Source organism: Afipia broomeae ATCC 49717, assembly GCF_000314675.2.
Classification (GTDB): Bacteria; Pseudomonadota; Alphaproteobacteria; order Rhizobiales; family Xanthobacteraceae; genus Afipia; species Afipia broomeae.
Map to the genome: position 1 here is coordinate 1 of NZ_KB375283.1, position 24,403 is coordinate 24,403.

Here is a 24,403-nt window from a genome sequence, read left to right on the forward strand (position 1 = left end):
TTATCTGAACAGTCAAGCTGTCTCAGTCGGATTTGCGGCGGCGTTTGCCTGAAAATGCGGACTGCCGCTGGATGTCGGCGCGTGAGACAGATTCGCGGATCGCTTAGGGGCCCTAGCTCACCCAGCGCAACAGGATAACTTCGCGACGTCCTTTCCGAATGACAACGCTGCGAGCTTCAAGCCCTCGACAGTGGTGAGATACGGAAAGATCGTATCCGCGAGGTCCTCGACGGTAAGGCTCTGCCGGATCGCAAGTGCTGCGGTCTGGATGCTGTCGGCCCCTTCCGGCGCGAGAATGTGCGCGCCGAGCAGCCGGCCGCTGCCGGCGTCAGCCACGAGCTTGATGAGTCCCCGGGTGTCGCGAGCGGCGAGCGCGCGCGGTACCTGGTTGAGACCGATCGTGGAAACACGGACGGCATGCCCGGCCGTGCGCGCCGCGGCCTCGGTCAGCCCGACGCTCGCCACCTGCGGGTCGGTGAACACGATGGCAGGCATGGCGCTGTTGTCGTAGCGCAGGCTGTCGCCATTGAGGGCGTTCTTGGCGGCGAGCTTGGCGCCATAGGCGGCCATGTAGACGAACTGGTCGCGGCCGGTGACGTCGCCGGCGGCATAGATGCCGGCCCCGGTGGTGCGCATGCGGTCATCCACAACGATGCCGCCCTTCAGCGAGACGGTGATGCCGCGCTCGGCAAGCCCAAGACCTTCAATGTTGGGCGCGCGCCCGGTGGTAATCAGCACCTGATCGGCGTCGATCGTCGTGTTCTGGTCGTCGCGCGAAACATCGAGCGCAATGCAGTGCTCGGTCTTGCGGATCGCACGGTAGGCAACGCCGGAGACTATGGTGATCCCTTCGTCCTGCAAATATCCTGTCAGCGCCGCGCCGATCTCGGGCTCGGCCTCGGGGAGCAAATGGGACCGGCATACGAGCGTCACCTTGACGCCCGCGCGGGAGAACATCTGGGCAAGCTCGGCCCCGATATAGCCGCCGCCGATGACGAGCAACGATCGTGGTAGCTCCTCAAGGTCGAGCGCGGTCGTGCTGGTCAGATAGGGTACGGTCTCGATGCCGGGGATGGCGGGCACAGCCGGCCGCGCGCCGGTCGCGATGATGATCTTGCCGGCGGGAATGCGCGCGCCGTCCACCTCGACACCACCTTCTATGAGGCGCGCCGCGCCTTCGCGATAAGCAATGCCGTTATAGGCGGGCAGCAGATTCGTGTACTTGGCGTGGCGCAGTTCGGAAACGAGTGCATCCTTCTGACGAACGGTGCTGCGCCAGTCGGTCAGTTCGGCCTCCGCCGTGATGCCGGCAAAACGTGCTGCTACACGCGCGTTGTGAAGCGTCTCGGCGGCCCGGATCAGAGTCTTCGACGGCACGCAGCCGATATTGACGCAGGTGCCGCCGATGGTGCCGCTGCCGATGAGCGCCACCTGCGCGCCCTGATCGGCCGCTGTGATGGAGGCCGAGAAGCCGGCCGAGCCGGCGCCGATGACGACGAGATCGTAGGCGCCACCATTGCGATCGTTCGTGCGAAAGCGACGGTCCGCCGCTGCAGGGTTCTTCGATGTCGAGCCGACCGACGATTGTGCCGGGGTATCGAGGCCGGCGAGGCTCGGGCCGAACAGAGCGCGGCCAGCCTCCATCCCTTCCTCGATCGACAGCCGAAATCCGGCCTCGTCCGCCGCCTGTTCACGGCGCCAGGCGGAGAGATGGTCGTCCGAACAGAAGAAGGCGGTCGTCGCGCAAAGCGAGTTCGCAGCGCACGCGCCTTCATAGCGGACGCTTTGCCACATGACCGACGTATTCGGCTCAACGCGAGCCAGCATCCGACCTTGATCCCGTGTGGTGACCCGAATTTGCGCACCACAATGGCGGCAGCGCGATGCAATCGTGACATCGCGATCAGTCATGGCGCCAATGCCGAGTGCGTCGACCGCGCACATTGCGTTGAGAACACGTCCGTCGAGTGTGACCCGGTGGCCGGTGTCACTATCGGTGAAGGGATAGGCGCCGACGATCCGCTCGCCGTCGAGCACGACCAGGTCGCGACGGCGGAGCTCTTCGAGCAGAGCCCGGACGGACGTCTCGCTCAACCCTGCGCGCTCCGCAAGCGCGTCTGCGGCCGGAGCTCGGCCATGTTCCGCGTAGAGCTGGAGCAGCGCGATGCGAACGCGGTCGGTGGCGGGATCGTAGCCGCTCCAGCGATCGAACACATGGTCGGACCCGACCATGGCCAGCAGGGCGTCCTTGACCGCTGGTGATTTGACCACAGACCAATCCGGAAACGTCACGCCCGGCCGCACGACGTAGCTCGGGAGCGTCGCGGATGCGGAAGCTGCAAGCTTGTCGCGAGACGAGGAGGATGCGCAACAGTCGTTCATGGCTTCACGCCTTCGTTGTGAATCTTGGTCTCGCTGCAGGCGGGTCTTGCACGGCGATGATGGATAGCCCACGCGACGAGACCGAAGCACGTGATCACCAGGGGAAGCATCACCAGACCTGCACCTGCCAGCCACGCGCCGAGGCCGGCCAGTGGCAGGACTCCGGCGAGGAGCGGCGCCGCGCAGCAGATCACAGCGAGGACGGCGCCAGCCGTGCCTGCACCGATGAGGGCGCGGTCATTCACCTCAACTGCCCTGCTGCACCGGACGGGCTGGATAGCCCGCGTTCATGCTGGCGGCCGCGATGGTGGCCGGGTTTGTCTTGGCGTCGTCGAAGGTCACGGTCGCGGTTTTGGCTCGGAACGAAACGGCGACCTTTGCGACGCCGAGGACCCCCTCCATCGAACTCTTCACGATGTAGGGACACGAGGCGCAGGTCATGTTGTCGACAGCGAAGGTGATCGTGCGTTCGCCGGCGAATGCGGTCGACGCCGTCATCACTGAGGCGATCAGGGCGAAAGCGCCCAAACTGTTCTTCATGGGTCGGGTCTCCTCTTGGTGTCAGGTGCGAAGCAGCAGTGGGGCAACGTAGTCGAAGACGAAGGCGGCGATCACAAGCGCGGTCGCCATCCAGAGCGCGAGTTGAACAAGGCGGCTGGGAATGGGGCGTGAGCAGGCAGCGCCATCAGCACAGGCCCGTCTGGGCTTCCAGTAAACAAGGTAGAAGCCGTATCCGAGTAGGCCTGCCGTTCCGGCGACGAAGATCGGTTTGTAGGGTGCAAGCGCCGTCAGATTGCCAATCCAGGCGCCGCCGATGCCGACACTGAACAGGATCAGCGGCACGATGCAGCAGGACGAGGCGGCGAGCGCGCCGAAAATGCCGCCAACGGCGATCAGACGCTGCCGTCCGACCTCGCCGCGCTCGGACGCGGAGGGATCCGCCACAAGAGGCGCCATGCTTGCCGTTCTGGATCGCGATGCGACCATGTCCACTCTCTCTTTCCTTGTCGAAATCCTAAGCGTGCCGTACCATGCGGTCTGTAGTCGCTACAGGGTCAAGAAGGATTTTGCGATGCGCGATCACGCCGTGGTGAAGGGACTGCAGCGGGCTGAACTCGCCCAGCGAACGGGCTGCAATCTGGAGACGGTGCGTTATTACGAGAAGGTCGGCCTTCTGCCCGAACCGCCGCGTACAACGAGCGGCTACCGCAGCTACGACACGTCGCATGAGCGGCGCCTTCGCTTCGTGTTGCGGGCGCGCGAGCTCGGCTTCTCCCTTGATGAAATCCGTGAGCTACTGCGTCTCGTCGACGAGCGCGACCAGCCCTGTGCCGAGGCGCGCGCCGTCGCCGCCGCACACCTTGAGGACGTGCAGGCGAAGATCGCCGATCTGAAGCGCATGGAGCGGGTGCTCAAGAAGGTTGTCGCGCAATGTGCTGACGGCACGTTGCCGGAATGCGCGCTGATCGAGACGCTGTTCCGGGAGGGTGCGGTCAACTGATCGCACCCGGTGGACCCTTTGAAACGGCCCGTTGAGGGGGCGCCTATGCAGCGCCCCTGACGTCGTGCCCATGAGCATTGGCTTGCCGGGCGTGCATCCAGTCGGTGATCTCTTGTGCCTTGCTCGCCGCGGTGAAGATGGCGCGCTTGTCGGAGCGCAGCACTTCGAGCCAGGAGGCGATGTAGCGGGCGTGGTCGGGTCGTGGCTCAACACTGAGGTTGAGGTCGGCGCAGATCATGGCGCTGAGAAGCTCGACCGTGCATTCTTCCATGGCGTAGGCGGCCGAGCCGAACCGTCCGGAGAGATCGCGGTCGAGGCGATTCTTGGCGCCGGAAGCGTGGCCGCATTCGTGGAGCAACACGGCGTAGTAGGCAATCGCGTCCCGGAAGCAAGCGAACTCGGGCATCTGCACGTGATCCTTGGACGGGATGTAGCAAGCTTGTGATCCGCCGTGGCGAATATCGATGCCAAGGGCGGCGCAGAAGCGCTCGGCGTGCTCGATCCGCTCGACCTCGGGAAGCACCGGCAGCTCGGGCGGTGTGTAGCCGTCGACCTGAGCGGCATTGAAGGCAGTGTAGCCGCGAGCAAACAGGCGCCGTGCGGGCTCGTGATGATTGTCGTCGCCATCCTGACGATCTGTGTCGCTGCTGCGATCTGCCGTCTTCCAGAACACGACGAGGTGGCCGCGCTCGCCCTTGCGAACCTGAGCGCCGAGTTCGTGCCATTGGCGATAGGTGCCCCAGATGCCGGCGGGATAGCCGGCCGCATGCGCCGCAGCCCAGAGGGTGATGACGTTGACGCCGCGATAGGCCTTGCGTGAAGTGACGTTGACGGGCCTGGTGATGGCCGATCCGTCGTGATGCCAGGGCATCCGGTAATCTCCGGCGCCGGCCTCGATGGCGGCGATGATCTGGTTGGTCACGCGCTCGTAGATATCGTTGACGGTGCGGGCCTGGCTGTTGCGATTGGTGGTCATGGGTGCCTCCTGTGCTCGCCCTCTCCGTCGAGGGCGAAGCGGCAGGGGCAGACGCGGCGAGCCGGGCCGTCACACCCTGTTCTCGGTTACCGGTGCGGAACAGGGTTGACGGGCTGGCAACGTCTGCCACAACCGAGCCCCTGCCTCGACGGGCGAGCACAGGAGACGTCGGCCACGACCGATGGCCGCAGGACCGGCCGGTTACGGGGATATTGCGTGGCTCTCAGCCAGCGCCATCTCGCGGCGAGCGCCGCAGCGGAACGACCTTGGCCTCATTCGATCGCGCCAGTTCATTCTGCAAGCCGACAATCACCTCGTCACGCTCGGCAACCTGCAACGTCAGCACCTGGATGTGCTGTGCGAGTGTGCGGGTGAGCGCACGCAACTCGGTCATCTCGGCGCCACGCACGGCCCGGAGCTCGGCTTCGAGGAAGCGGACACGCTCCTTCAGTGCCTGGGGAGATGATCGCCGGTGGCGTACTTCGGCGGCGCGAAACTCAGCAAGAAGATCGATCGCACGGTTCGCCGTTGCCCGGCTGACGCCGGCCTCGCGCGCCAGATTGGAGACGGTGAGCGCGCCGTCGGTGCGCTCGGGCCGACCGTCGAGCAGTCGTGCCATTCCCGCCCTCAATGCCGCCTCGCTCTTCGGACCCAGGCTGGTCATGCATCACCGTCCATCAGATGTGCGATCAGCCGACGCTTGCGTTCGTTGTCGCGTGTGATGGCCGCGCGCTGCAGCGGCGACAGGCGCCGGTCGGCGAGCAGGGCTTCGCCGTCCGCGATCGAGGCTTGCCACGGCTCGCGGTGTCGGGCGGTCAAACAGGCGTTCGGGCAGCGATCGGGGCTGCATCGGGACAAGGCCGGTGCCGCCCGCTCGGAATGCGGTGCGGCGTTGAGGCACAGCGCGGTCGCGGCATCGAAGAGGCAGTCGTTGAGAAAGCCGACGTGCAAGGTTCGACCGAGATGAGCCAACATGGTGCGCAACCGTTTGCGATCCATGATCCGGCCGGGAAGCTCGCCGAGTTCGTCCTGCACACGCGCGAACTCCCGCCGCAATCGTGTCGCGCCTGGTCCCGCCGGACCCTCATGACGAAGAAACGCTTCGTAATGAGCAACGATGTCGTCGAGTTGGCCAAGCGCGCGTTCGCGCTCCACGGCCAGACGGAAGTCCGTGTGCGCCGAGCCCGCATAGCCTTCGAACATGGCGACCGAGGCGTGCTTGTACTGGATCTTTCCCGCAACGGTGCCGAACGGCCGATTGGCGATGTACCATGCGACCGTGCGGCGTAATTGCCGGGTGGTGAACTTCCAGGGCTCGTCTCCGATCCGTGGGATCGCCGGCGTGTCGGCGGAGCGCGCATCCAGCCCGTCGCGAAACAGATTGAGCGTGATCGTCGCACCCATGCCGAGATGATCGTTGCTCCAGGGCCAATCCTTCAGCGTCACCCATAAGGATGACAATCCCTTCTCGCGGCGATTAGGTGCGGAGAGGGCCTCCATGACCGCGACGGCGCGAGCGACCGGCTCGATCGTGATCCAGTCGGCCATCATGCCGCGTGCGCCTTGACGCTTGTAGACGGTGCTGCGCACCCGGTAGAGTTCGACCAGGCCATCGGCGCTACGAACCGCCGACACGCAGCCCGGCTGCATGGCTTGCACCTCGCTGTCGCGCATGCCGGTGAGATAGGCGCAGACCACATAGCAGGCGGCTTGCAGCATCCGCTCCTCGCGGGCGAGGCTTAAGCCGTCGAAGCGCTCGCGCCATGGCAAACCCGTGTCGGTATCGATCGAGATTGGCGTATTGAGACCGCCGATCTCGGTTCCCAGTTCAGCCGCCGCGGCATCGATCAGCCGCGCGGTCGGTTCGGATTGGCTGACGCGCCCGCTCTCGGGAGCTCCGACATGCAGCCGCATCAGATGGAGGTTGTAGGGAGGAATCTCGCGGCCGGTCAGCGGATCGATCCGGCGGGCGGCGTTGGGCGCCCGCTCCCAGATCGGCACGCCTCGGCCTGCGGCCCGGCGCGCGTCGACCCACTTCGCGACACGGGCGCGGTAGGTCTTGGCAACGGCTCGACTTGTCCGGGCATCGCGCGCCATCAATCGAGCGCAGCGGGCTTCCAGGGCATCGAGTTCTGCGCGCGCCGCCAGGATATCCGGCGCATAGACCTCGATGTACTTGAGCGACCAGCGAAGCATGGCGCCGATGATCGGCTCGGGAATGCGCGGCGTGGCATTCTCGGCGGGCGCAGGCGGACGTCCTGCAACATGGTGCGCCGCGCGCCCGCGCCACGGAAGAATGCCGATGCCGCCGCCCGTCAACCATGGCGACAAATGATGCAGATCGATCGGCACTTCGACATACTTCACCGTCTCGTTGGGCGTTCGCCGCCCGCCGTCGCGGGCGTGCACCAGATAGGCATCGAGCAGCGCCTGATCGATCCGGCTCAGATCGACGGCACCGATCCTTGTGCTGAGAAACGCCGCGAAATGCTGGATGTAGCGCAGCAAGCGGATCGCCGAGGTCGCACCACAAGGCGCGCGGTATCCCGGCACATGGATGCGCAAACGGGCGATCACATACTCCTTCGCAAGCCGCTGCGTCACAGGATCGGCGATGCGGGCGAAGTTCAGCCGATAATTGCTGTAGCGGGCGTTCACGCGGAAGATGGTGGCGCCCAAATCCCAGTGATCGTCACCGAAACGGGGAAGCTGCGCGCGGTCGACATCCTCCCTGACCGTGACGCCGGCGAGGACAGGCTCGTCGTCACCATAGATGGCGGATGGCAGCGACCGCCGCGCCGGCAGCGTGATCGGCGTCGGCATCACGGCGCTCCCGCTTCAGGCGGCAGGTAAATCAGCGCCGGGTCTGAAGCCGCGACCTGACGCGCCTGCTCGATCTCGGCATCACTGAAGCGGGGCAGGATCTGATCGGCGATCCGTCTGTGAACGCGTCCGAACTTCGTCGTCCAGTCATGTTCGGTGAGCGTCTGCCTTTGCGCGCGGATGAAGGTAAGGAACGACAGGAGCGCGGGCAGCTTGCGGGCGGTAATCACCGCATTGCTGCATTCCAGGCATCCCCAGAATGGCGACGGACAGGCTTCGCCGTCGGCCCCGAACGGGCTCTTGTAGAAGCCGCCGCAACTGGCGAGCCAGACGTCCTGCTCGCCGCTTAACAGGGCATTGACGGCGGCGGCGCCCGTGACCGCCAGATCACCGGCCTCGTCAGGATCAGCTCGAAGGGCGGCCTCCTGCCCTGATGACAAGACGTGCGGCTGCCGAGCGGCGTCGAGCGCATCGGTCATGGCGTCGGCAATGGTCGCTTCGTGGAGATGGCGAAGCGCGGGAATGTCGGCGTAGTGATTGGCCGCGACCGCGATGCTGTGCCCGACCGCGAAGCGGTCGAGCTGGCCGCCGGTTCGGCGATACCATGCCGCCTTATGGGTCTTGCGCAGGCGGGTCAGGTTGAGGCGGAGCGGCCGGCCCTGCTCGTCGAGGATGCCATGCCGTCCGACCCATGAGGCGATAACTTCCTTCATGCTTAGGACGCGTGGGGTCAGCCGGCCCCAGGCGAAATGAGCCCACAGCGAGTGCACGCCGAGCCGGTGTCTGGCGGCTTCCGTCCAGTGCAGCACCTTCCGAACCAGGCCGCCGGGCGTCGACGATCCGCCAGCGCGGACGCGCAGTCGCTTCCACTCGGCGCCGCGCGCCCGCCGCTTGCAATACTCGATCTCGACATAGCCGCCGGATGGGTTCTTCAGGCAGTCTGACCGCAATCCCTTGATGGCTTCGACCTCGAGACCAGACTCGAGCGAAATGAGAACGATGAGCGGCACCAAGTCGGCGGCGAGGAGGTGCCGACGGCCATGGAGATCGTGGATCAGGCGATCGTTCGCCAAACCGCTTTCCCGGCGAAGCGTATAGAGCCGTTTGAAGAGCGGATGCCGGTGCCCGATGACGCCTTCGACATCGATCGCTGCCATGGCCGCTTCGTGTGCTGCTGCCAGAACGCTGCTCCGATCGGCATCGTCGTGCGCCGGAAGGCGCTCGGCCGCAGCAAAGCGATGCATGATCGCGCTGAGGTCGGCGCGTGCTGCACTTCGCAGTGCCGACGCAACATCATCGCCATAGGCATCGCGCGGTTGGGCGCGCACGCCCGGCCGATTACTCGTGTACATGAGCCGGCGCGACGCATCAGGTGGCAATTGCCGCGGTTCTGCCGCATCCGCCAGCCGGAGCAGATTGAGCACCTTGCTCATCCGGTGCAACCGATGATTGGGATGCAGGCCACTCTCTTCCATCCAAGCGTCGAAACCGTCGATGCACGCGGCGTTGACGTCCGACAGACGCATCACGTGATGAGTGCCGGCGTCGAGGTAGCGCCAGAACATCTTGAGCGCATTGGCGTAGGCAGCGGCGGTCGAGATCGAGCCTGCCGGACCGCCAACCTGGCAGGCGCGCCAAAGCGCCCCCGCAAGCGTCCGCGCCAATGCTCTGCGACCGCCCAGCATCGTCAGGTCGATCGTCACGGTGCGGTCCGCGAGGGTGACAGGGAAGCGGAGCGATGCGATCGCCGCTGCAGCTTCCTCCTCGGGATCGGGCAGCGTCTCGGGAAAGAGGGCACGACGGCCAGGCCGCCGCGCCGATGTAGTCATGGCGGCGGTCATTGCGCATCACCGGCCGTATCTTGGGCCCAGCGATCCGCGGCCGCCTCGACCAGTTCCTGCGCTTCAGCCAAGCTGTCGAGATAGATGTAGGTGCTGGTCACACTCGCGTGCCCCAGCAGATGCTGCAGCTTCTGCAAGGGATCGCCGAGAATCCGGCGATAGGCCGCGCCGTGCCGATCCTGCGGATCGAACACCGCGCCAATCTGCTCGCGGATCAGCATTGAAAGCATGTTGACGGCGAAGGAGTGCCGCAATGTATGGGGCGATACGTCGAGGTCGATCCCGAAACGGCGACAGCGGACGCAGGCCCGGCGAAAAGCCGCTTCCCAAGTGGCTGATGGGACCGGCCGGCCACCTTCCGTCAACCAGAGCAAGGCGTGTTGCGCCTTGCCGGGCACGCCGATCAGCACACGCCGTCGCTCGCTCGGCGTCAGCCGATCGAGCCGGACCCGCTTGCCCGCCGCGTCGACGATCCTCCCGCCCTCCGGCGCCAACCAGAGTGGATTGGTGACCGATGGCTCCCATCGGGCGGACGATATGGTTCGCTCGAGATCGATGTAGTCATTGATCAGCGCCAATACCCGACGGGGAATGCGAACACGGCGCGGCCGTCCGCCCTTGGCGACCGCGCCTGGCAGATCGAATACGACCGAGCGCAATCCGGCTTCTGTCGCACGAGGAAGATCAGCCAGAAGCAGGCTACCGCCTTCGGTCAGCCGCAGTCCAGTCGTGACCAACAGCTCTGCGAAGAGCGCGTTCCGTTCGCCATTGCGGCCACGCCACGTCGGATCGTCCGTGCCGTCGGGCGAGCGTCCTCTCAGCCCCACGTCGCGGAATAACAGATAGCGGCCGAGATCAACGTAACGCATATCGTGCTGCCGTGCCGCGCGCTCGCGCGCCCGGTTCGTCGTAACGGCCAGCACGGCGCGCGTGCCAGCTGCCCTGCGAAGGGTGACGCCATAGCTGAAGGGCGAGGTCGTGATGATCCCTTCTTCGACGGCCCACCGATAAAGCTTATCGAGTGCCGCAATGCCGCGGTTCCAGCTCGCCGCCGAGACTCGGAACGCGGCGTCCGACAGGCGCCGCGCCCGGTGAAAGGCCAGCACGTCGTGACGGTCGGCCTGCCAGACCGTCTTGCGGTCCCGCCGCTCGCTGAGAAAACGCGCCCAGACGAGAATGTCGTGGGCGTAGGAGCGCCATGTGTTCGGCGACCGCGCACCCATGCCCGGACATACGCGGAAGAATCGATTGAGATGAAGATCGTAGCTCCCGTCATCCATCAAGATGAAGGGCATGCCCTCGATCAATCCGGCGCGCTCGGCGGTGCCGAGCGCGCCGGCCACCACGTTCACTGCAAGGTCACCAATCGAAAGCGGGCGCGAAACAACATCAACGTCTGTAAAATACAACTGCACGCAAGATACCTAAGCGGAGCGCCTTCGGCGCAACTTCATTGTTTAGAATGCGAGGGGTTCCCCTCGCGCTCTCCCGCTCGCCGCGTGGCAGGGGTGCAGGACTTCGCCTGCACCCCATCAACAGCTTGTGGTGTCGCCGCCGCGTCAAGCGTTGTCCTCGCTACGCTGCGGGAACGCTTGACCCGGACGTCTGAAGAGCCTCACCGGAACCACCGGTGATGCATCTCCATGGCTGATTCTGAGACAGGATCACAGAGTCAGGATAACGCGACCAGCTCTTCGCGCGCGTAGGATTTCGAGCCGAACGATCCGGATTGATCGCGCTTGAGCCGACCGGCCGCGCCGGTCCAATGGCCGAGTTCATGGAAGGCGGTGCGGTGCCAATTGATCGGCTCGAAATACGCGCCCGGCGGCGGCACCTGCACGAAGTCACCCGTGACATGATAATAAGCGCGCGCACCGCCGACGCGGAAATCCGCCCCGGTCGTGGCGATCAGGGTCTCGGCCTGCGGCTCGATCTCGTCCGGCGGTGGCGGGACAGCCGACGCGGCGATCTCCTCGGGCAAGCCGTCGCATTGATCGGTGTTAAAGACAGTGAAGCGTTTGAGGAAAGGAATCGCGCCCGGCTCCTCCCCGGTCTCCGCTGCGCGCCGGCGTTCGTCCTCCGGCGTGAAACGATCAGCATAGACCACAGTGGTGCCGCGCTCGCCCTTTCTGACATGGCCGCCGAGGCCGAGCGCCTGGCGGAAGGTCAACCAGCTTTGGCCGGCAAAGCCCCGTTCGATAACGGCGCCCCACAGGATCAGCACGTTGATGCCGGAGTACCGGCGCTGCGTCGTGGCGTTACGCGGCATCGCCAGCGCCGCCTTCGCAGCCGCGGTGCCCCATGGCTGCACCCATGGCACACGCCCGGCTTCAAGCTCGGCGATGATCTTGTCGGTGATGTCGGTGTAAAGGCTCGCCCGGTCCTGGCCGGCGCGCGCCTGCGAGATCTGTCTGGACATCGCGATTCTCCGCGACGGGCGCCGGAAGCCTCTCTCCCGACTCTCAACCCGTCGCGGCGAATCTGGTCCGCACTCTCGCTCTCCATCGCGCCGGATTCACACGTGACGCAGGAGATCGCGGCCGCGTTTGCGGCAACGATCGTCACCCGAATGGGCGGAGACGCCGTGGCGGGCGGCTCCGGTCGCCGAGCCACGCTCGGCGACTAGAGCGTGGCCTCCCAAAGGGAGGAGCCGCTATGACACGAACGTCCGATTCTCGTCGGTGACCGGACATGCCGAAAATAGGAGCCGCGTCCTGCCACGGTCCAGTTGCGGACATTGGCCGCCGCGAGGATAGCGGACGTTACTAACCGCACTGACGTGCTCCCCTTAAATAAGCAAAGCCGAGCCTAATTTGTGACCCGCTGAAATCGGGGAAGCACGTCAACTACACGGAATTCAGATCCGCAGGATCGATCTAAATTTGTGGTATACTCTCGCGACCGCGGCCCGGACTCGGCTGCCCCAAGACTGCGCCTTCGCATCACGAACGGCATGCCGGGCGATTTGGCCGCGCATAACCGACACTGCCATAGCGTCCGAGAAAGCCGGTAGCCACTCGACCCGGCCGGCGCTGATGTAATAGTGCGACTTGCAGGGCGCGTCGCACACAGCGATGGACGGGCGAACCGTGGCCATGCCGCCTTCCGACGTAATCTGATGACTGTCCGGCACCAAGAGGCTGACGCGATGACCGCAGCCGCAGGCGCAGAGCAGCGCGCCGACCTCAAATTCTTCGCTGTGATAGACGACGCCGTTGCTGAGCGGCTTGGGTATGCGCTCGACAGCCTGATAGATGTATCTCACCCTGCCCGCCTTTCTCAATCGATCTCGAACGTCGCCGAGTCAAAAATATACGATGTCGCGGCGTCTTCCCGGTCGAACAAGCCGAAATGCTGTTTGAACCGGATCACGGCCATCGTCGCGTTCAGCGCGTTCAATTCAGTGATCTGGGCATGTTTGCGGTATTCGTCGTCTTTGGCGTTTTCGACCGGCAGACGCACCGTGCTGACATTTTCGTCAAACGCCTTGCGATCGACGCCGGTGATACGCACAAATCCGCTGAGGCCGACCGTTGAGCGATTGAGGCCCATGCCGCAATCGACGAACGGAAGGCCGTTGGCGCTCAGCCAATCCACGAGCAGAAGACGCGCAGGGCCGTCATCGACGGAAACGAAGACGAAATCGAACTCCTTCAGGCGCGCGACGTTCTCTGACGTGACGCGCTCCGCGACCGGCTCGATCCCTGCGTGCCATTGGTCGTAATGCCGCGCCAGCACCTCGACCTTGAGCTTGCCGATGGCCTGCGCAATGAAGCCCGGCAGCCTGAAGATCGTGTGCACATGCACCTTGTCGTCGTCGAACAGCGCGATCTTCTCCAGATGCGTTCGTGCGAGGAAATCGAGAATATAGGAGCCCGTCCCACCAAGGCCGATGATCGCGACTTTCTTGCCGCGCAGGAGGGCTGAGAGATCATTGATGTGATAGCGCGACGACATCGTATCCGGAAACCGGAGCGGAGAGTTCTGGGCGGCTGCCTTGACCGCAATGCCGCGCAAGGGCGTCGCCTGTGGGTAGGCGGTCATCGCCGGCGCCGTGATTGTATCAAGATAGGTCTGCACTTTTTCTTCAAACGACCGGTACGCCCGCATCGCGCCGTTTTCGTCGTGCAGTTTGTAGGAGAACGAGAAGTCGGTGACGAGGTCAGGTGTGACCGTGACGTTATGCGCTCCGCCGCCTAACCTAAGCTCGCGCCCCTGCTGATCACAGGGCCTGCTGCCGCGCCACCACGCCTGATGGTTTGGGGGCGGATCGATGACGGCCCCGTTCAGATCAACCGGGCTTGCCCAGTCTCCGTGCTGGAGCTGGCCGTCTTTATCGAGATACGGCAGACCGTAGAAGACGAGGTACCCGCCGACAAAGTCGATCAGGTACCCCGTTTCCTCGAAGTCCTTGAGGAAGGCGTTATGACTCACCAGTTCCGGCAACCCGAAAGCGCATGCCATCTTTCACCTTTACTTTCTGACCGGGCGCCAAGGTTCCGCTCGGATTTTCGACAGGGCCAAGTGAGTATTTGACGAGATATTCGTTCGACGGCTTGCCACCGCTGCCGAGATAGAGGTCCACGACCCGGGCGTAAGTGATCTCTTTCGTATCGATCTCGTGGTCATCGCCATTGACGAGGATGTCGAACACCTTCTGGCTATAGAAGTGCTCATCCTGCGTCAGATGGATCGGGGTCTCATCGCGCGGGATCTGCTCGTCTTCCTCGTCGCCCTCAACCTCGCGGTAGAGCTTCTCATGCTTGGCGATGTCGGCAACGGCGTAGAGCGCCTCTCCCGTCGTCGGGTTGGGCGACTGGCACGCCACCCGGTTGATGTGGATGCGCACCAAGTGCGCTTCGACAATGACAGACATTTCAGTTTTCCTTCTCCGCGTCTCGCGGCGCTTGCGTTTGACCCTGGCCGGTGGCATCTTGGTGTCCAGCCAGACAACAGAAAGGGCCTGAAAAAGCCCCGCACTGGTAACGCCAGATTGGGGCCTGTTGTCTGTCCAGACAACAATGGGGCATTACATAAACTTTGTCAAGGATGGCGGATGCCGGAATCAGCGATGGGTGTTTGGTTGAGGGGCCTAAGGGAGGGCAGCAAGCTGACCTTGAGAGATCTGGCGCAGCGCAGCGAAGTCGATCACGCGTACATTCACCGGCTTGAGACGGGTGCGAAGGAGTCGCCATCGGACGAGGTGGTGAACAAGCTGAGCGTTGCCCTGTCGCCAACAGAGCGCGATGCCGAAATATTCCGGTTTCTCGCTAACCATCCTAATGTCGACGTCGATATGCTGAATTTCGTCCGCGAGAACGCAGATGTCACGTTCGCGGAATTTCACATGCTCACCACGGTGGTGAACCGGGGCACCCGACCTGACTACGCGACGTCCCTTGCCCGCATCCGTCGGATTCTGCAGGAGGATGACGATGGATGATCTGTCCGTAGCCATGAAGGCTCGGGAGTTTATCACAAGCTGCGGGCCTTCGGCACTTCCGGTGCTGGTCGAGAGGTATGCGGCCGAGATTGGCGGGTCGATCAAGCAAGAGACCCTTGGCGAAAATGAAGACGCCTGGTCCGTCAGGCTGCCATCGGGCAAATACAGAATCTGTGTGAACTGCGCTCACAACAGCAGGCGGCAGCGATTCAGCATCTGCCACGAGGTGGCTCATGCGGTTTTGGGAATCCCGGCAGATCATGCCCAACCGAGCTGGCGTTACACGCAACGACCGCAAGGCGAAATCTTTTGCGATACCTTCGCAGCCGAACTTCTGCTGCCGTACAAGCTCTTCAAACCGCGCGTGGATATGGCGGATATGGGTCTCGCGGCCGTCAACGCGCTGGCAGACGAGTTTGATGCCTCATTGATCTCGACAGGATCCCGCTTCGCCACCTTCTCCCGCGTACCTTGCGCCTTTGTGCTCGCTGAAGGCGGCAAAGTCCGCTACAGCGCCCGATCTGCCGCCCTTCGCGACGCGCGAGCCTGGATTAAATCAGGCTCGGCAATACCAACGAGCTCCTACAGCGCCCGCGCGCGCGCAGGTGAAAACCCGACGGGACCTGAAGAAGCAGCTCCGGAGGAGTGGTTTGAGGATTGGGAGCGTGAGGGCGCGCTCTACGAAGACGTGCTCCATCTTGATCGATGGGATCAGACGCTGACATTGCTGTGGTTTGAGGATGACGAAGTTCCCCCGCCACGTCCGGAGCGAAAGCAGTGGGAAGAGCGGTCCTACGGTCTGCGCGAACTCGACGGTACCCTGCCTTGGCCGAGCGGCAAGAAGCGTCGATAGAGCCAGAGAAGGCAGCAACGACAATCTGGCACACCCGTGCGCCCGCGGGGTCAGCGGCTGGCTGTCCTCAAAGCAAACGTCGCATAGGTCCGAGAAGGGTCAAACTGTGAATTCGCTGTGTCGGCCAGACACCCGCTTTGCGCGCTTGACGGTTTCTTTGGCTGAGATCGATTGCCATGGTCGCGCTCATCAAAGGCACGGCCTCAGAACCACAAGAAACGACGTGCTATGGTTGTCAATCGTCTGGAGTCGGAGAGAGCGCGGTGAGTGAACCGGCGCAAGAACACTGTCGTGTCCTGAGCCTCGATGGTGGGGGCGCAAAGGGATTTTACACGCTCGGCGCCCTCAAAGAGATCGAGGCCCTTGTCGGCTGCCCGCTCTTCGAGAAGTTCGACCTGATCTATGGCACGAGTACCGGCGCCATTATCGCTGCGCTGCTCGGTCTCGGGAAATCCGTCGAGGAGATTCGGACGCTGTATCGCGACCACGTCGTGAAGGTTATGGCCGCCTGGCTCCCTAGTTCGAAGACGGCAGCGCTCGAGGAACTTGCGGCCGATGTCTTCGGCGAACTGAAGTTCGATGCGTTCAAGACAGACATCGGCATCGTCGGTACGCGCTGGCTGGAAGAACGACCGATAATCTTCAAGACGAATCGTCGGCAAGCGTTCTCGGGCAAGGCGAGCTTTGAAGCCGGCTTCGGCTGCACGATCGCTGACGCGGTCATCGGCTCGTGTTCAGCCTATCCATTCTTCGAGAAGAAGTTTGTCCTCACCGGTCACGGCGAGCGCATTGAAGTGCGAGACGGCGGTTTCGTGGCGAATAATCCGGCACTCTTTGCGATAGTCGATGCGACCGAGTCGCTTGGCTTCCCCCGTACCGACGTCCGCGTCGTTAGCATTGGGGTCGGAGAATATCCGCCCCCGAAGTTGCCGACGTGGAGCGTGCGGAAGTGGGCAAGCAAGTTGCCGACGATGGTCTTTCTCCAGAAGACGATGGAGATAAGCACGCAGTCGATGGATCAATTGCGGAAAGTGCTTTTCCGAGAGGTCCAGACCGTCCGCATTCACAACAAGTATACGCAGCCCGAGCTCGCAACCGATATGCTCGAAGTGGATCTCGATAAGCTCAATACATTGTGGCTCCGCGGCCGGGATTCCGCGCGCGATGCCGAATCCGATTTGAAGAAATTCTTGCTCTAGGGAGGACGTGGTGGCGATTGCAGAAAGTCAGTTGGATACGTGGTCGCAGCAAGGCAAGACGGCCCAGTTTACCACCACATACAATTCCATTCGGGAGAAGCTACTGGACGGACACGCGCCGTATCCAGTGAAGAATGTCGAAATCCGCCTGCAGGGGTCCTACGGGAACGACACGAACGTGTGGGCCGATAGCGATGTCGATATTGTGCTGAAGCACACCGGCGCGTTCTACCACGACCTTTCGGAGATGCCCGCAGAGAAGCAGCAGGCCTTCACGAAGGCGTACGGTGCCGACGCCGCGTACGGCTATCACCACTTCAAGACGGACGCACTCAAATGGATCAACGGCCTTTATAAAGACGACGTCGACAGTTACGGCAAGAAGGCGGTCAAAGTCCGCGGCAACGGCAATCGGCGCAACGCGGACATCATCATCTGCCAAGAGTTTCGCCGCTACCGGGATTTCAATGGAATCGGGCACGAGGAATTCGCAGAAGGCATAGCGTTCTACATCGGAAATCAGCGCATCGAGAACTTTCCGAAGCAGCATTCGGACAACTGTACGGCCAAGCACCAGGAGACCGGTAATTTCAAGCACATGGTCCGCATCTTCAAGAACATGCGGAACCGCATGATCGAGAACGGGTTTCTCGCCGAAGGAATCGCGCCGTCCTACTTCATAGAAGGCATGCTTTGGAACGTGCCGAAGGACAAGTTCGCGGGGACCTACGCCGAAGCCTGGGTGGCATGCTTCAACTGGATCGTGACGACGGATAAGACGAAGCTGACGACGGCGAGCGGCCTGCACTGGCTCGTTCGGGACAATTCTCCGGTTTGCTGGCCGACGGCCAACTTCAACACTTTCACAGCCGCGCTGAAAAAGTACTGGGAGAGTTGACCGGCTGCCCGGCTCGCCCCTCAGTGTACCATGCTGCTTTCCAGTGAGGTCCGATGGCGTTACCTGATTCAACCGAAACACCGCGCACGCTGGCTCTCCGCAAGATCGTCGAGGAGACCGGCCCCGAGCAAATGCTGGGCTGGGCCAAACCGACGGATGAAGACTATGCGTTATTCGGAAAGATCACCCATATCTACAGCGCCTGCGATTTCATCCTGCGCTACATGGCGGAGACGATGGATAAGCAAGGCATGTTCAAGGAGCCCTGGGCCGGAAAGACGCAGAAGCTCACGATGGCTCAGGTCGCCGAAGCGATACAGTCATCCCCCATCTGGACCGGCCCGAATAAGTTCGCTCTGGAGGAGATAGAGAAATACCGGCGCATGCGAAACCTCGTTGCTCACTTCATCGTCCGACGCTTCCCTGAAGACGATGCTTATGTCTTCATGACGAAGAGCGCGATTGATTACCGCAGGGTCTACGGTGAGCTGCCCGACGGCATCGATGCTATGCTCTACGGCGTCCTTGATGCGGAGCAATTGCGCGGGTTGGTGCCGGTGCTGGAGGGTCTGCTGAAGTGGGCGGCGCAGGTGCTCCGCGACTTGAGCCGGCCTATTTCGCCCACTGCGGGCTAAGCCTCGTTTGCATCGGTATAGTTGGGCAGTAGGGGCTTAATCTTCTTGCGGTTCCAGAACGGATCTATAAACGGGCAATCGTAGCAGGGGCCGAGGTTCTCGACCTTCGCATTGTCGAAGAATCCGCGTGTAGCCTCGTGCCGTTTCTCGGGGATGATGAGGAACGCAACGTCGTCTTCGGAGAACTTGAAGTGGCCGGCCTTACGCCATTCCCGTTCCCACTCGAAGAAATAGGTGCTGTTGCCGTACTTCCCCGGGGCGTCGACGAAGGGGGTAATTCTCCAAATCGGATGATCCGGGTCCTTTTTTGCGCTCTTCACTATTTGCTTCAGCGCGGCCGTCATGTCGTGGTCCTTGTACGCGTACATGATCGGATTGGCGCCTCTGTGAACGACGAAATCCTTCCTGAATACGATGCCATATTCGGACCGGGCTTCGGCCAAACGTCTTAGGCGGTGCAGTGGAATCTCGCTGAAGCAGGCGGCACGCTGCGATGCCGGGTCCGGCGCCTTTTCCCGCACCAAACCGAACGGATTTCTGGCCTTGATGACGCGGCTGCCCAAAATGCTTAGCATGTTTTCGTAGGCACTCTTTTGCTCGTAGTCCTTCGCGAAGTGGACGACGTAGTCGGACATATCCGTCCAGTTTGATTTGTTCTCTCCGAAGAACGGGGACGCCATGCGCTGCTCCAATTATTCTTATGCGCGTGTGGTAGGGAGTCAGTAGTAGCTGCCGCCGACGCCGGCAGACATCAATGAGCCGTAGGTATAGGCAGAAAGCAGTTCGCTCTTCCCTTCCAGGCTTATAGTGACGGTCAGGCTCGGTCGCACCCTCTTCACACTCTCCCGCGTCCTCTGAAGCTTCGCGTAAGCGTCTTCGAACTGCTTCTTGTCCCAGAGCGGATCGCGAACCTTGACCGCGCCGCCGCGCGCGCTGGTTACCCGAAATTGCACGGCGTCATTCGGTGCAGGTTCAAACGCGCCGTGAGCCATGAGGATGCGGCCTTCATTGAGCTTGGCTATGTCGTTGAAAAGGTCCTGTAGCCCGTCGACGTCTTCCTTCGGCGCCGTTTCGTTGGCGACGATCTTCAGCAAGTTGACCTTTTTGAAGAAGTCCAAGCTGTGCGACACCACGTCCGCTGCGTCGCTCTTGAGGTCGAGTATCTGCACGATGCTCGCGTTGATTTCACGTTCCAAAAGCGCGAACTCGTAGAGATAGCGGCCTACCTTCGTACAGGCGGCGTCCAAATCGGCGCTCACGAAATCCTCCCCAAAAGCTCATTACCGGTGTTGAGAGACGCATGTTTTTCATTTAGTCCGAGGTTCAGATTGAGCCGAAGGCCCGCCTATGTAGAAATTTTCCAACCTATCCTCGTTGAGGTGGAGTTTGACGCGCTGCTCGTTATCAAGCAGCCGAATCGTAAGAACGCTGCGGTCGTCAGCTTCGCCTATCATCGGGGAAATCTGCCCCCGCATAAGCATGGCTTGTTCTTCAGAATTAAGTTCTGCCCAAAACCCGTCGGTAGCAGCGACAAGTGAGCTGCCCTGCTCTACGTTGATTTCAGTGACGTCAGGAAGCATGAACTCCCTGGCCCGGAAACTCCGCGTGAGTCGATGCCTGACGTAACTTTCTGCAATCTCCGCGACTGGAATGTCGTCAATCACATTGGCCAACGTATGTGGCCTGATGAGCCATTGGAGAGGGCTTTTTCCTACCTGCCGTCCCAGCAAGCAATCGCCGGCATGTAGAACGAGTGCCGGTCCAGTTCCTGCGAGACACACGATCACATAGCTGGCCGTATCCCGGGGAAACCGCTTCGATAGGCTTCCATGAATTTGGCGCAGTTGTGCTGTGAGGGTTTCTGCCGTTACGTCTTCAGCCGTGGCGACGTACCAATCTATGACATCACGGGCGATCTGGCCGGCAAGCTCGCCGCTCTTTGGTCCTGACGTTGAACCATCCAGAAGGAGGCACAGCACCCCATCCGGGCGTATTCCGGCGCCCCCGTAATCCCGATTGCCGCCGGTCTTTGTTCCCTGCTGACTGCGCCAATCGAGCTCCATTTCCATTTTAGCTGTCGCTCTCGCTTATGGCGACAAAGCGTTCACGCACAATATCGACGCGCCCTTCCGGCCCTTTGATATTGCCCGCCAGAAAGTGATCAAAATCATCATGCTCCAGCAGAGCTCTGAACTGCTCTGCAATGTAGCGGCGAACATCTTCGTCCGCTGCTTGAATTTCAGCGACGAGTTCCTCGCGGCCATCGACGACGAGAAGAATGTCCTCCATATCGCGGCTTCCTAACAGATCATTGTTGCCGCGACCGAGATACGCCTCCAACTTTGTCGCCAGAAACAATTCTGGCGTGAGGCGTTTGATGGTTATCGTATCGGTCAGAGGATGATTGACCGCCGTTTCAATGCCTTTGGCATACCAGCGATTGCTAAAGCCGAGAATGCTTTCATCGTCAGGCATGAAATCGACCTTGAGGTCGCCAAGCCGCATTCGGCAAATCACATCGTCCTCTGGAGATTCCGCAAATCCCTTTTGCCGCAACTGCTCTTGCAGTTGCGCCCATTGCGCACGCCCGACAAGATCAACGATCAGATCCACATCGTCGGTTGCCCGCACACCTTCGAGCGTAATCTCATCGGTAATGAACAGAGCTGTCGTGCATCCGCCGACAAAGACCAGCCGCCCGCGCAGGTCGTCGCCCAGCGCCTTGGCGACGGTTTCCAACATAACAAGGAGTTGGCCCTTAACGCTGCTCATTTTTCAAAAGCCTTTCTGAAATGCGCTCGACGGCCAGCCCGGTTTCTCGCTGATTTCCAATCCGAATGGCATCAACAAGGGCCAGATATTCATACAGACGCTCGTCTTTCTGGACAGCTTCGGGAACGCTCTTGAACAGAGGCTCTAGCGACTGTCCCTGGGCCTTGCCTTTTGCGAACGGCCAGACGTAGATATATTCGCCTGCGCTGATCAAAAGACTCTTCAACGAGGGAGCTGCAAAGGCGGTAGGAACGCCTCGCGTCATGGCGCCGGGCCTTGCCGGAAAAACAAACTTCAGTCCGTGGACAATAAAATCGCAGAGGTTGCGGCGGTTGGGCTTTGGCCGACCGGAATTGCGATCTTTGACCGCAAGGCCTGAAGAGATGCTTCGGTTGATCGAGGCATTGACTTCCGTCTTGCTGATTCCAAGGGAAGCCTCTAAGCCGCGAACGGAAAAGGGATCCTCGCGGTGCACATCCAACCTTGGATGCCCGCCCCCCTTGCGCTCCTCATGTTCGAGGCTCACGAGCTTGAGCAATATGACGACATCCTGGCTTTTCATCCGGTATTTCGTCCCTGTCCCTTGTCCTCGGACTGAGGACAGTCAGCCACAAGGGCGACCCAGCTGTCAAACAATCTTTCTCAGATCAGAAAGAAAAAACACATAATTCAACGTAATTTCAATTACTTATCAGAGGAATCCAGACCAGGAGACGGTGTCGAACCTATAGGTGCGTTTTTGCGGGCTGCTGCCTTTATCGAAGCGCCCTGCCGCTGACGCAACGATTTCTGACTTGCGCCAGACCCCACGTATGTGTGTCCGATCACCGCCGATGGCAGCATGCGGAAGGAAGAGCTCTTCCAAAATACAGGCTCAGCGGTTTTGATGGCGCGGCACCTCATTGACATAGGGGCAGCTCGATGAACGCACCCGCTTCTGCTCTGCGAATTGCGATTGGCGGGATCAGCAGAAAGGCAGCCAGCGTCGGGCAAGGAACTGAGGTCGGAGTCTTATGAACTTCATCTAATGCGTTACAATAATGTCGAAAGCTAAATTCACCGAGGCCGATGTTAAGCGTGCCGTGAAAGGCGTCATCGATGGCGGCGGCATCGTCGCAAACGTCGAAATCTGGCCTGACGGACGCATATCTATTGCGGTCAAAGAGGATCGCCGTCCTTCGGTAGATCCGGAGGATGACCCAGCGGTGTCAAGGAGGCTGCTGTGAAACGTGGACGTTCCGCCCTTCCGTTGCCCCGCTACACGCTTCGTAAGCGGATCGGAAGCGGCTGGAGTTATTTCTTCAACGTTCCAACATGGGCTCGCACACGAGGCTGTCCCCTGCACAATGAACCACTTGGTGCCGACTACGAAAGAGCGGTACAGCGGGTGGAAAGGATTCTACTGCCGGCATTTGATAGCTGGCGCACGGGTGGCGAGGACGCGACCTCTGTTGTCGGCGTGGTCGTCGGAACGTTGGATTGGATGTTTCACGAGTATCGCCGGACATGGTCGCAGAAAACTGCCAAGCGACTGCAGCCGCTGAGTCCAGGTCAATGCCGTGTGCACGAGACCGGCATCAAGATGATTTGTGAATACCTCCTGCAGGACGGCAGGCGTCTCGGAACGCGGCGCGTCTCCAGCATCGATACTGCTTTCGCCGATGACCTCTTTGAAAAGCTTCTTTTCAAAGAGGTGAAGGGCGAAAAGATCGAACGCCGCACCACCGTCAATCACGCGATGAAGACCGCGCGTTCGGCATGGAATACGGTATCACGCGCCAATCCGGGCATATTTCCTCCGAAGAATCCATTCGAGAAGATGGGTCTGCAGTCGAACTCTCGGGAAACGCCGCATGCGACGTTCGCCGAGTTGGCGGCGTTCCGGGCCAAAGCGATCGAAATGGGCTATTCCTCGCTCGCCACTGGCGTTTTGATTGGGTGGGAGCTGCTTCAGCGCGAGGCGCACATCTTCATCCGTTTCGTGGCCGAACATTACCGGCCTCCGAGCCGGCCAAACCACGTCTATGTCATCAACTACAAGACGAGTACGGGCTCGTGGGAGCCACTGTTCAATGCCAAAGGCAAGCCGCTCTATCCCCAGTTGATGACCGAGTTGGATGCCATTAAGGAGTTGCGTCCTACAGGGGGCCTCATGCTGCGCCGGGACGGCAGCAGCCAGCCGTGGTTTGGCAAGGGGGAGATGCTCACCCAGGTTCAGCGCATTTCGAAGAAGGTCATCCTTGCCGCGAGTCTTCGTCCTGAACTGACCTTCACCTCGTTCGGCCGCCATGGCGGCACGACGGAAGCGAGCACGTCCGGGCTGACGGAAACGCAGTTGATGCAGAAGGGGCAATGGTCGTCGACGGCAGCGATGGCGAACTATCTGCACGACGACGACGAAGCCAAGCAGGACGCGCAAATGAAGCGCATCAAACGCCGCGCGAAAGTGGCGAAGCAAGCGGCCGTAAAGTGAACATTTGTCAGAATGGAAATTTCAGTTTGTCAGAATGAACTTTGGGATCTGAGCTAACCCATTGAAAAGGCTGGAGCGGGTGAAGGGAATCGAACCCTCGTATTCAGCTTGGAAGGCTGCTGCTCTACCATTGAGCTACACCCGCAGTGCGGCGAGACCTAGCATGGTCATTCCGCCGCCTCAACCACGATTGATTTGAAGCCCGGGCCCAAGGAACCATATTCCGGGGAAGCGGGTTCTCATGAGAACCAATTCCAACCGGGAGACATTTCATGCGCAAGGCACTTGTAGCCGCCCTAGCCCTGGCAGGCGCTGCCGTCTTTGGCGCCGACTCTGCCGAGGCTCGGGATTATCGCTTTTGCCTGGTCGAGGGTTGGCAGGCCGGTCCCGGCACCTGTTACTACGATACTTACGCCCAGTGCATGGCCAGCGCCTCGGGACGGCGCGCCTATTGCCAGGTTAATCCGGTCTTCGCCTTTGCCGAGCAAGGCCGATATGCCGAACCCGGCGCTCGTGTGGTGAAGCCGCGCAAGGTGCGCCGCGAGCGGCGCTATGACGACTGAGCATTGCCAGCGGCCACGTTCGCCGTCATTGAGAAAGCCGCCCC

26 protein-coding genes, 1 tRNA gene and 1 pseudogene are annotated in these 24,403 nt (G+C 61.5%); 9 read left to right on the forward strand and 19 right to left on the reverse strand.

The features are described from left to right. Nucleotides 1–117 precede the first annotated feature (117 nt). Genes merBA through HMPREF9695_RS12345 form a run of 4 tightly spaced genes read right to left on the reverse strand, consistent with a single transcriptional unit; the run spans nucleotide 118 to nucleotide 3,369 of the window. Entirely contained in the window at nucleotides 118–2,382 is a 2,265-nt protein-coding gene (merBA, locus tag HMPREF9695_RS12330) for a bifunctional organomercurial lyase/mercury(II) reductase MerBA (protein WP_006018707.1), read from the reverse strand. Next, entirely contained in the window at nucleotides 2,379–2,627 is a 249-nt protein-coding gene (locus HMPREF9695_RS12335) for a hypothetical protein (protein ID WP_006018706.1), read from the reverse strand. Before HMPREF9695_RS12335 ends, merBA begins: the two co-directional genes overlap by 4 nt. A 1-nt stretch (nucleotide 2,628) precedes the next feature. Then, the gene (locus HMPREF9695_RS12340; RefSeq protein WP_006018705.1) at nucleotides 2,629–2,922 is read right to left on the reverse strand and encodes a heavy-metal-associated domain-containing protein; all 294 of its coding nucleotides are present in this window, start codon (nucleotides 2,920–2,922) and stop codon (nucleotides 2,629–2,631) included. A gap of 21 nt (nucleotides 2,923–2,943) precedes the next feature. Then, a complete protein-coding gene (locus HMPREF9695_RS12345) occupies nucleotides 2,944–3,369 on the reverse strand; it encodes a mercuric transporter MerT family protein (RefSeq protein WP_006018704.1) in 426 nt (141 codons plus the stop codon). Between the two features lie 85 nt (nucleotides 3,370–3,454). On the opposite strand from HMPREF9695_RS12345, the gene HMPREF9695_RS12350 reads away from it, so the two are divergent. Next, nucleotides 3,455–3,883 (forward strand): MerR family transcriptional regulator, encoded by a 429-nt coding sequence (locus HMPREF9695_RS12350; RefSeq protein WP_006018703.1) that lies wholly within the window; start codon nucleotides 3,455–3,457, stop codon nucleotides 3,881–3,883. Between the two features lie 43 nt (nucleotides 3,884–3,926). Here the strand turns inward: HMPREF9695_RS12350 and HMPREF9695_RS12355 are convergent, their stop codons facing one another. The 9 genes and pseudogenes from HMPREF9695_RS12355 to HMPREF9695_RS25280 form a co-directional block, all read right to left on the reverse strand. Further along, complete coding sequence (locus tag HMPREF9695_RS12355) at nucleotides 3,927–4,859, reverse strand: ArdC family protein (protein ID WP_006018702.1); 933 nt, start codon at nucleotides 4,857–4,859, stop codon at nucleotides 3,927–3,929. 223 nt (nucleotides 4,860–5,082) lie between these two features. After that, a complete protein-coding gene (locus tag HMPREF9695_RS12360; protein ID WP_006018701.1) occupies nucleotides 5,083–5,523 on the reverse strand; it encodes a hypothetical protein in 441 nt (146 codons plus the stop codon). Next, nucleotides 5,520–7,682 carry a hypothetical protein gene (locus HMPREF9695_RS12365; RefSeq protein ID WP_006018700.1) on the reverse strand — a complete coding sequence of 721 codons (2,163 nt, stop codon included), beginning with the start codon at nucleotides 7,680–7,682 and terminating at the stop codon, nucleotides 5,520–5,522. The genes HMPREF9695_RS12360 and HMPREF9695_RS12365 overlap by 4 nt, the downstream gene beginning before the upstream one ends. Beyond that, nucleotides 7,682–9,523: a hypothetical protein gene (locus tag HMPREF9695_RS12370; RefSeq protein ID WP_006018699.1), complete on the reverse strand. Its 1,842-nt coding sequence runs from the start codon at nucleotides 9,521–9,523 to the stop codon at nucleotides 7,682–7,684. The genes HMPREF9695_RS12365 and HMPREF9695_RS12370 overlap by 1 nt, the downstream gene beginning before the upstream one ends. Then, entirely contained in the window at nucleotides 9,520–10,875 is a 1,356-nt protein-coding gene (locus HMPREF9695_RS12375) for a tyrosine-type recombinase/integrase (protein WP_245258688.1), read from the reverse strand. Before HMPREF9695_RS12375 ends, HMPREF9695_RS12370 begins: the two co-directional genes overlap by 4 nt. Nucleotides 10,876–11,204: 329 nt before the next feature. Next, nucleotides 11,205–11,942, reverse strand: a pseudogene (locus HMPREF9695_RS12380) (ArdC family protein); the annotation flags it as partial. A 438-nt stretch (nucleotides 11,943–12,380) separates the two neighbouring features. Then, nucleotides 12,381–12,788, reverse strand: coding sequence for a ubiquitination-like system serine protease family protein (locus tag HMPREF9695_RS25275; protein WP_006021187.1), 408 nt, complete (start codon nucleotides 12,786–12,788; stop codon nucleotides 12,381–12,383). 14 nt (nucleotides 12,789–12,802) lie between these two features. Next, nucleotides 12,803–13,957 carry a ThiF family adenylyltransferase gene (locus tag HMPREF9695_RS12390; RefSeq protein WP_167540058.1) on the reverse strand — a complete coding sequence of 385 codons (1,155 nt, stop codon included), beginning with the start codon at nucleotides 13,955–13,957 and terminating at the stop codon, nucleotides 12,803–12,805. Beyond that, the gene (locus tag HMPREF9695_RS25280; protein WP_006021189.1) at nucleotides 13,947–14,399 is read right to left on the reverse strand and encodes a multiubiquitin domain-containing protein; all 453 of its coding nucleotides are present in this window, start codon (nucleotides 14,397–14,399) and stop codon (nucleotides 13,947–13,949) included. Before HMPREF9695_RS25280 ends, HMPREF9695_RS12390 begins: the two co-directional genes overlap by 11 nt. A gap of 195 nt (nucleotides 14,400–14,594) precedes the next feature. Between HMPREF9695_RS25280 and HMPREF9695_RS26380 the strand changes: the two genes are divergently transcribed. From HMPREF9695_RS26380 to HMPREF9695_RS12420, 5 genes are all read left to right on the forward strand, one after another. After that, nucleotides 14,595–14,966, forward strand: coding sequence for a helix-turn-helix domain-containing protein (locus HMPREF9695_RS26380; protein ID WP_051055006.1), 372 nt, complete (start codon nucleotides 14,595–14,597; stop codon nucleotides 14,964–14,966). After that, complete coding sequence (locus tag HMPREF9695_RS12405) at nucleotides 14,959–15,819, forward strand: ImmA/IrrE family metallo-endopeptidase (RefSeq protein ID WP_006021191.1); 861 nt, start codon at nucleotides 14,959–14,961, stop codon at nucleotides 15,817–15,819. Before HMPREF9695_RS26380 ends, HMPREF9695_RS12405 begins: the two co-directional genes overlap by 8 nt. A gap of 263 nt (nucleotides 15,820–16,082) precedes the next feature. Further along, a complete protein-coding gene (locus tag HMPREF9695_RS12410; protein ID WP_006021192.1) occupies nucleotides 16,083–17,018 on the forward strand; it encodes an anti-phage phospholipase in 936 nt (311 codons plus the stop codon). A gap of 10 nt (nucleotides 17,019–17,028) precedes the next feature. Beyond that, nucleotides 17,029–17,916, forward strand: a complete 888-nt coding sequence (locus HMPREF9695_RS12415) for an anti-phage nucleotidyltransferase (RefSeq protein WP_006021193.1) — start codon at nucleotides 17,029–17,031, stop codon at nucleotides 17,914–17,916. A gap of 53 nt (nucleotides 17,917–17,969) precedes the next feature. Next, nucleotides 17,970–18,551: a hypothetical protein gene (locus HMPREF9695_RS12420; protein ID WP_006021194.1), complete on the forward strand. Its 582-nt coding sequence runs from the start codon at nucleotides 17,970–17,972 to the stop codon at nucleotides 18,549–18,551. On the opposite strand, the gene HMPREF9695_RS12425 is transcribed toward HMPREF9695_RS12420, so the two are convergent. From HMPREF9695_RS12425 to HMPREF9695_RS12445, 5 genes are read right to left on the reverse strand one after another with little or no spacing between them, the layout of a single operon-like run. Further along, nucleotides 18,548–19,231, reverse strand: coding sequence for an abortive infection system antitoxin AbiGi family protein (locus HMPREF9695_RS12425; RefSeq protein ID WP_006021195.1), 684 nt, complete (start codon nucleotides 19,229–19,231; stop codon nucleotides 18,548–18,550). The genes HMPREF9695_RS12420 and HMPREF9695_RS12425 overlap by 4 nt on opposite strands. Before the next feature lie 39 nt (nucleotides 19,232–19,270). Continuing rightward, nucleotides 19,271–19,810 (reverse strand): hypothetical protein, encoded by a 540-nt coding sequence (locus HMPREF9695_RS12430; RefSeq protein WP_006021196.1) that lies wholly within the window; start codon nucleotides 19,808–19,810, stop codon nucleotides 19,271–19,273. 48 nt (nucleotides 19,811–19,858) lie between these two features. Continuing rightward, entirely contained in the window at nucleotides 19,859–20,620 is a 762-nt protein-coding gene (locus HMPREF9695_RS12435) for a protein phosphatase 2C domain-containing protein (RefSeq protein ID WP_006021197.1), read from the reverse strand. A 1-nt stretch (nucleotide 20,621) separates the two neighbouring features. Beyond that, nucleotides 20,622–21,323: a hypothetical protein gene (locus HMPREF9695_RS12440; RefSeq protein ID WP_006021198.1), complete on the reverse strand. Its 702-nt coding sequence runs from the start codon at nucleotides 21,321–21,323 to the stop codon at nucleotides 20,622–20,624. Further along, complete coding sequence (locus tag HMPREF9695_RS12445; protein WP_006021199.1) at nucleotides 21,310–21,885, reverse strand: hypothetical protein; 576 nt, start codon at nucleotides 21,883–21,885, stop codon at nucleotides 21,310–21,312. The genes HMPREF9695_RS12440 and HMPREF9695_RS12445 overlap by 14 nt, the downstream gene beginning before the upstream one ends. 478 nt (nucleotides 21,886–22,363) lie before the next feature. Here HMPREF9695_RS12445 and HMPREF9695_RS12450 point away from each other — a divergent pair, with 478 nt between their 5' ends. Both HMPREF9695_RS12450 and HMPREF9695_RS12455 read left to right on the forward strand, forming a co-directional pair. Beyond that, nucleotides 22,364–22,549, forward strand: coding sequence for a hypothetical protein (locus HMPREF9695_RS12450; RefSeq protein ID WP_041712293.1), 186 nt, complete (start codon nucleotides 22,364–22,366; stop codon nucleotides 22,547–22,549). Continuing rightward, nucleotides 22,546–23,796: a site-specific integrase gene (locus HMPREF9695_RS12455; protein WP_006021200.1), complete on the forward strand. Its 1,251-nt coding sequence runs from the start codon at nucleotides 22,546–22,548 to the stop codon at nucleotides 23,794–23,796. The genes HMPREF9695_RS12450 and HMPREF9695_RS12455 overlap by 4 nt, the downstream gene beginning before the upstream one ends. A gap of 71 nt (nucleotides 23,797–23,867) precedes the next feature. Here HMPREF9695_RS12455 and HMPREF9695_RS12460 read toward each other — a convergent pair. Then, nucleotides 23,868–23,941: transfer RNA gene (locus HMPREF9695_RS12460), tRNA-Gly, on the reverse strand. Nucleotides 23,942–24,068: 127 nt separating this feature from the next. Between HMPREF9695_RS12460 and HMPREF9695_RS12465 the strand changes: the two genes are divergently transcribed. Further along, entirely contained in the window at nucleotides 24,069–24,359 is a 291-nt protein-coding gene (locus HMPREF9695_RS12465) for a DUF3551 domain-containing protein (RefSeq protein ID WP_006021201.1), read from the forward strand. The last annotated feature ends 44 nt before the right edge of the window (nucleotides 24,360–24,403 follow it).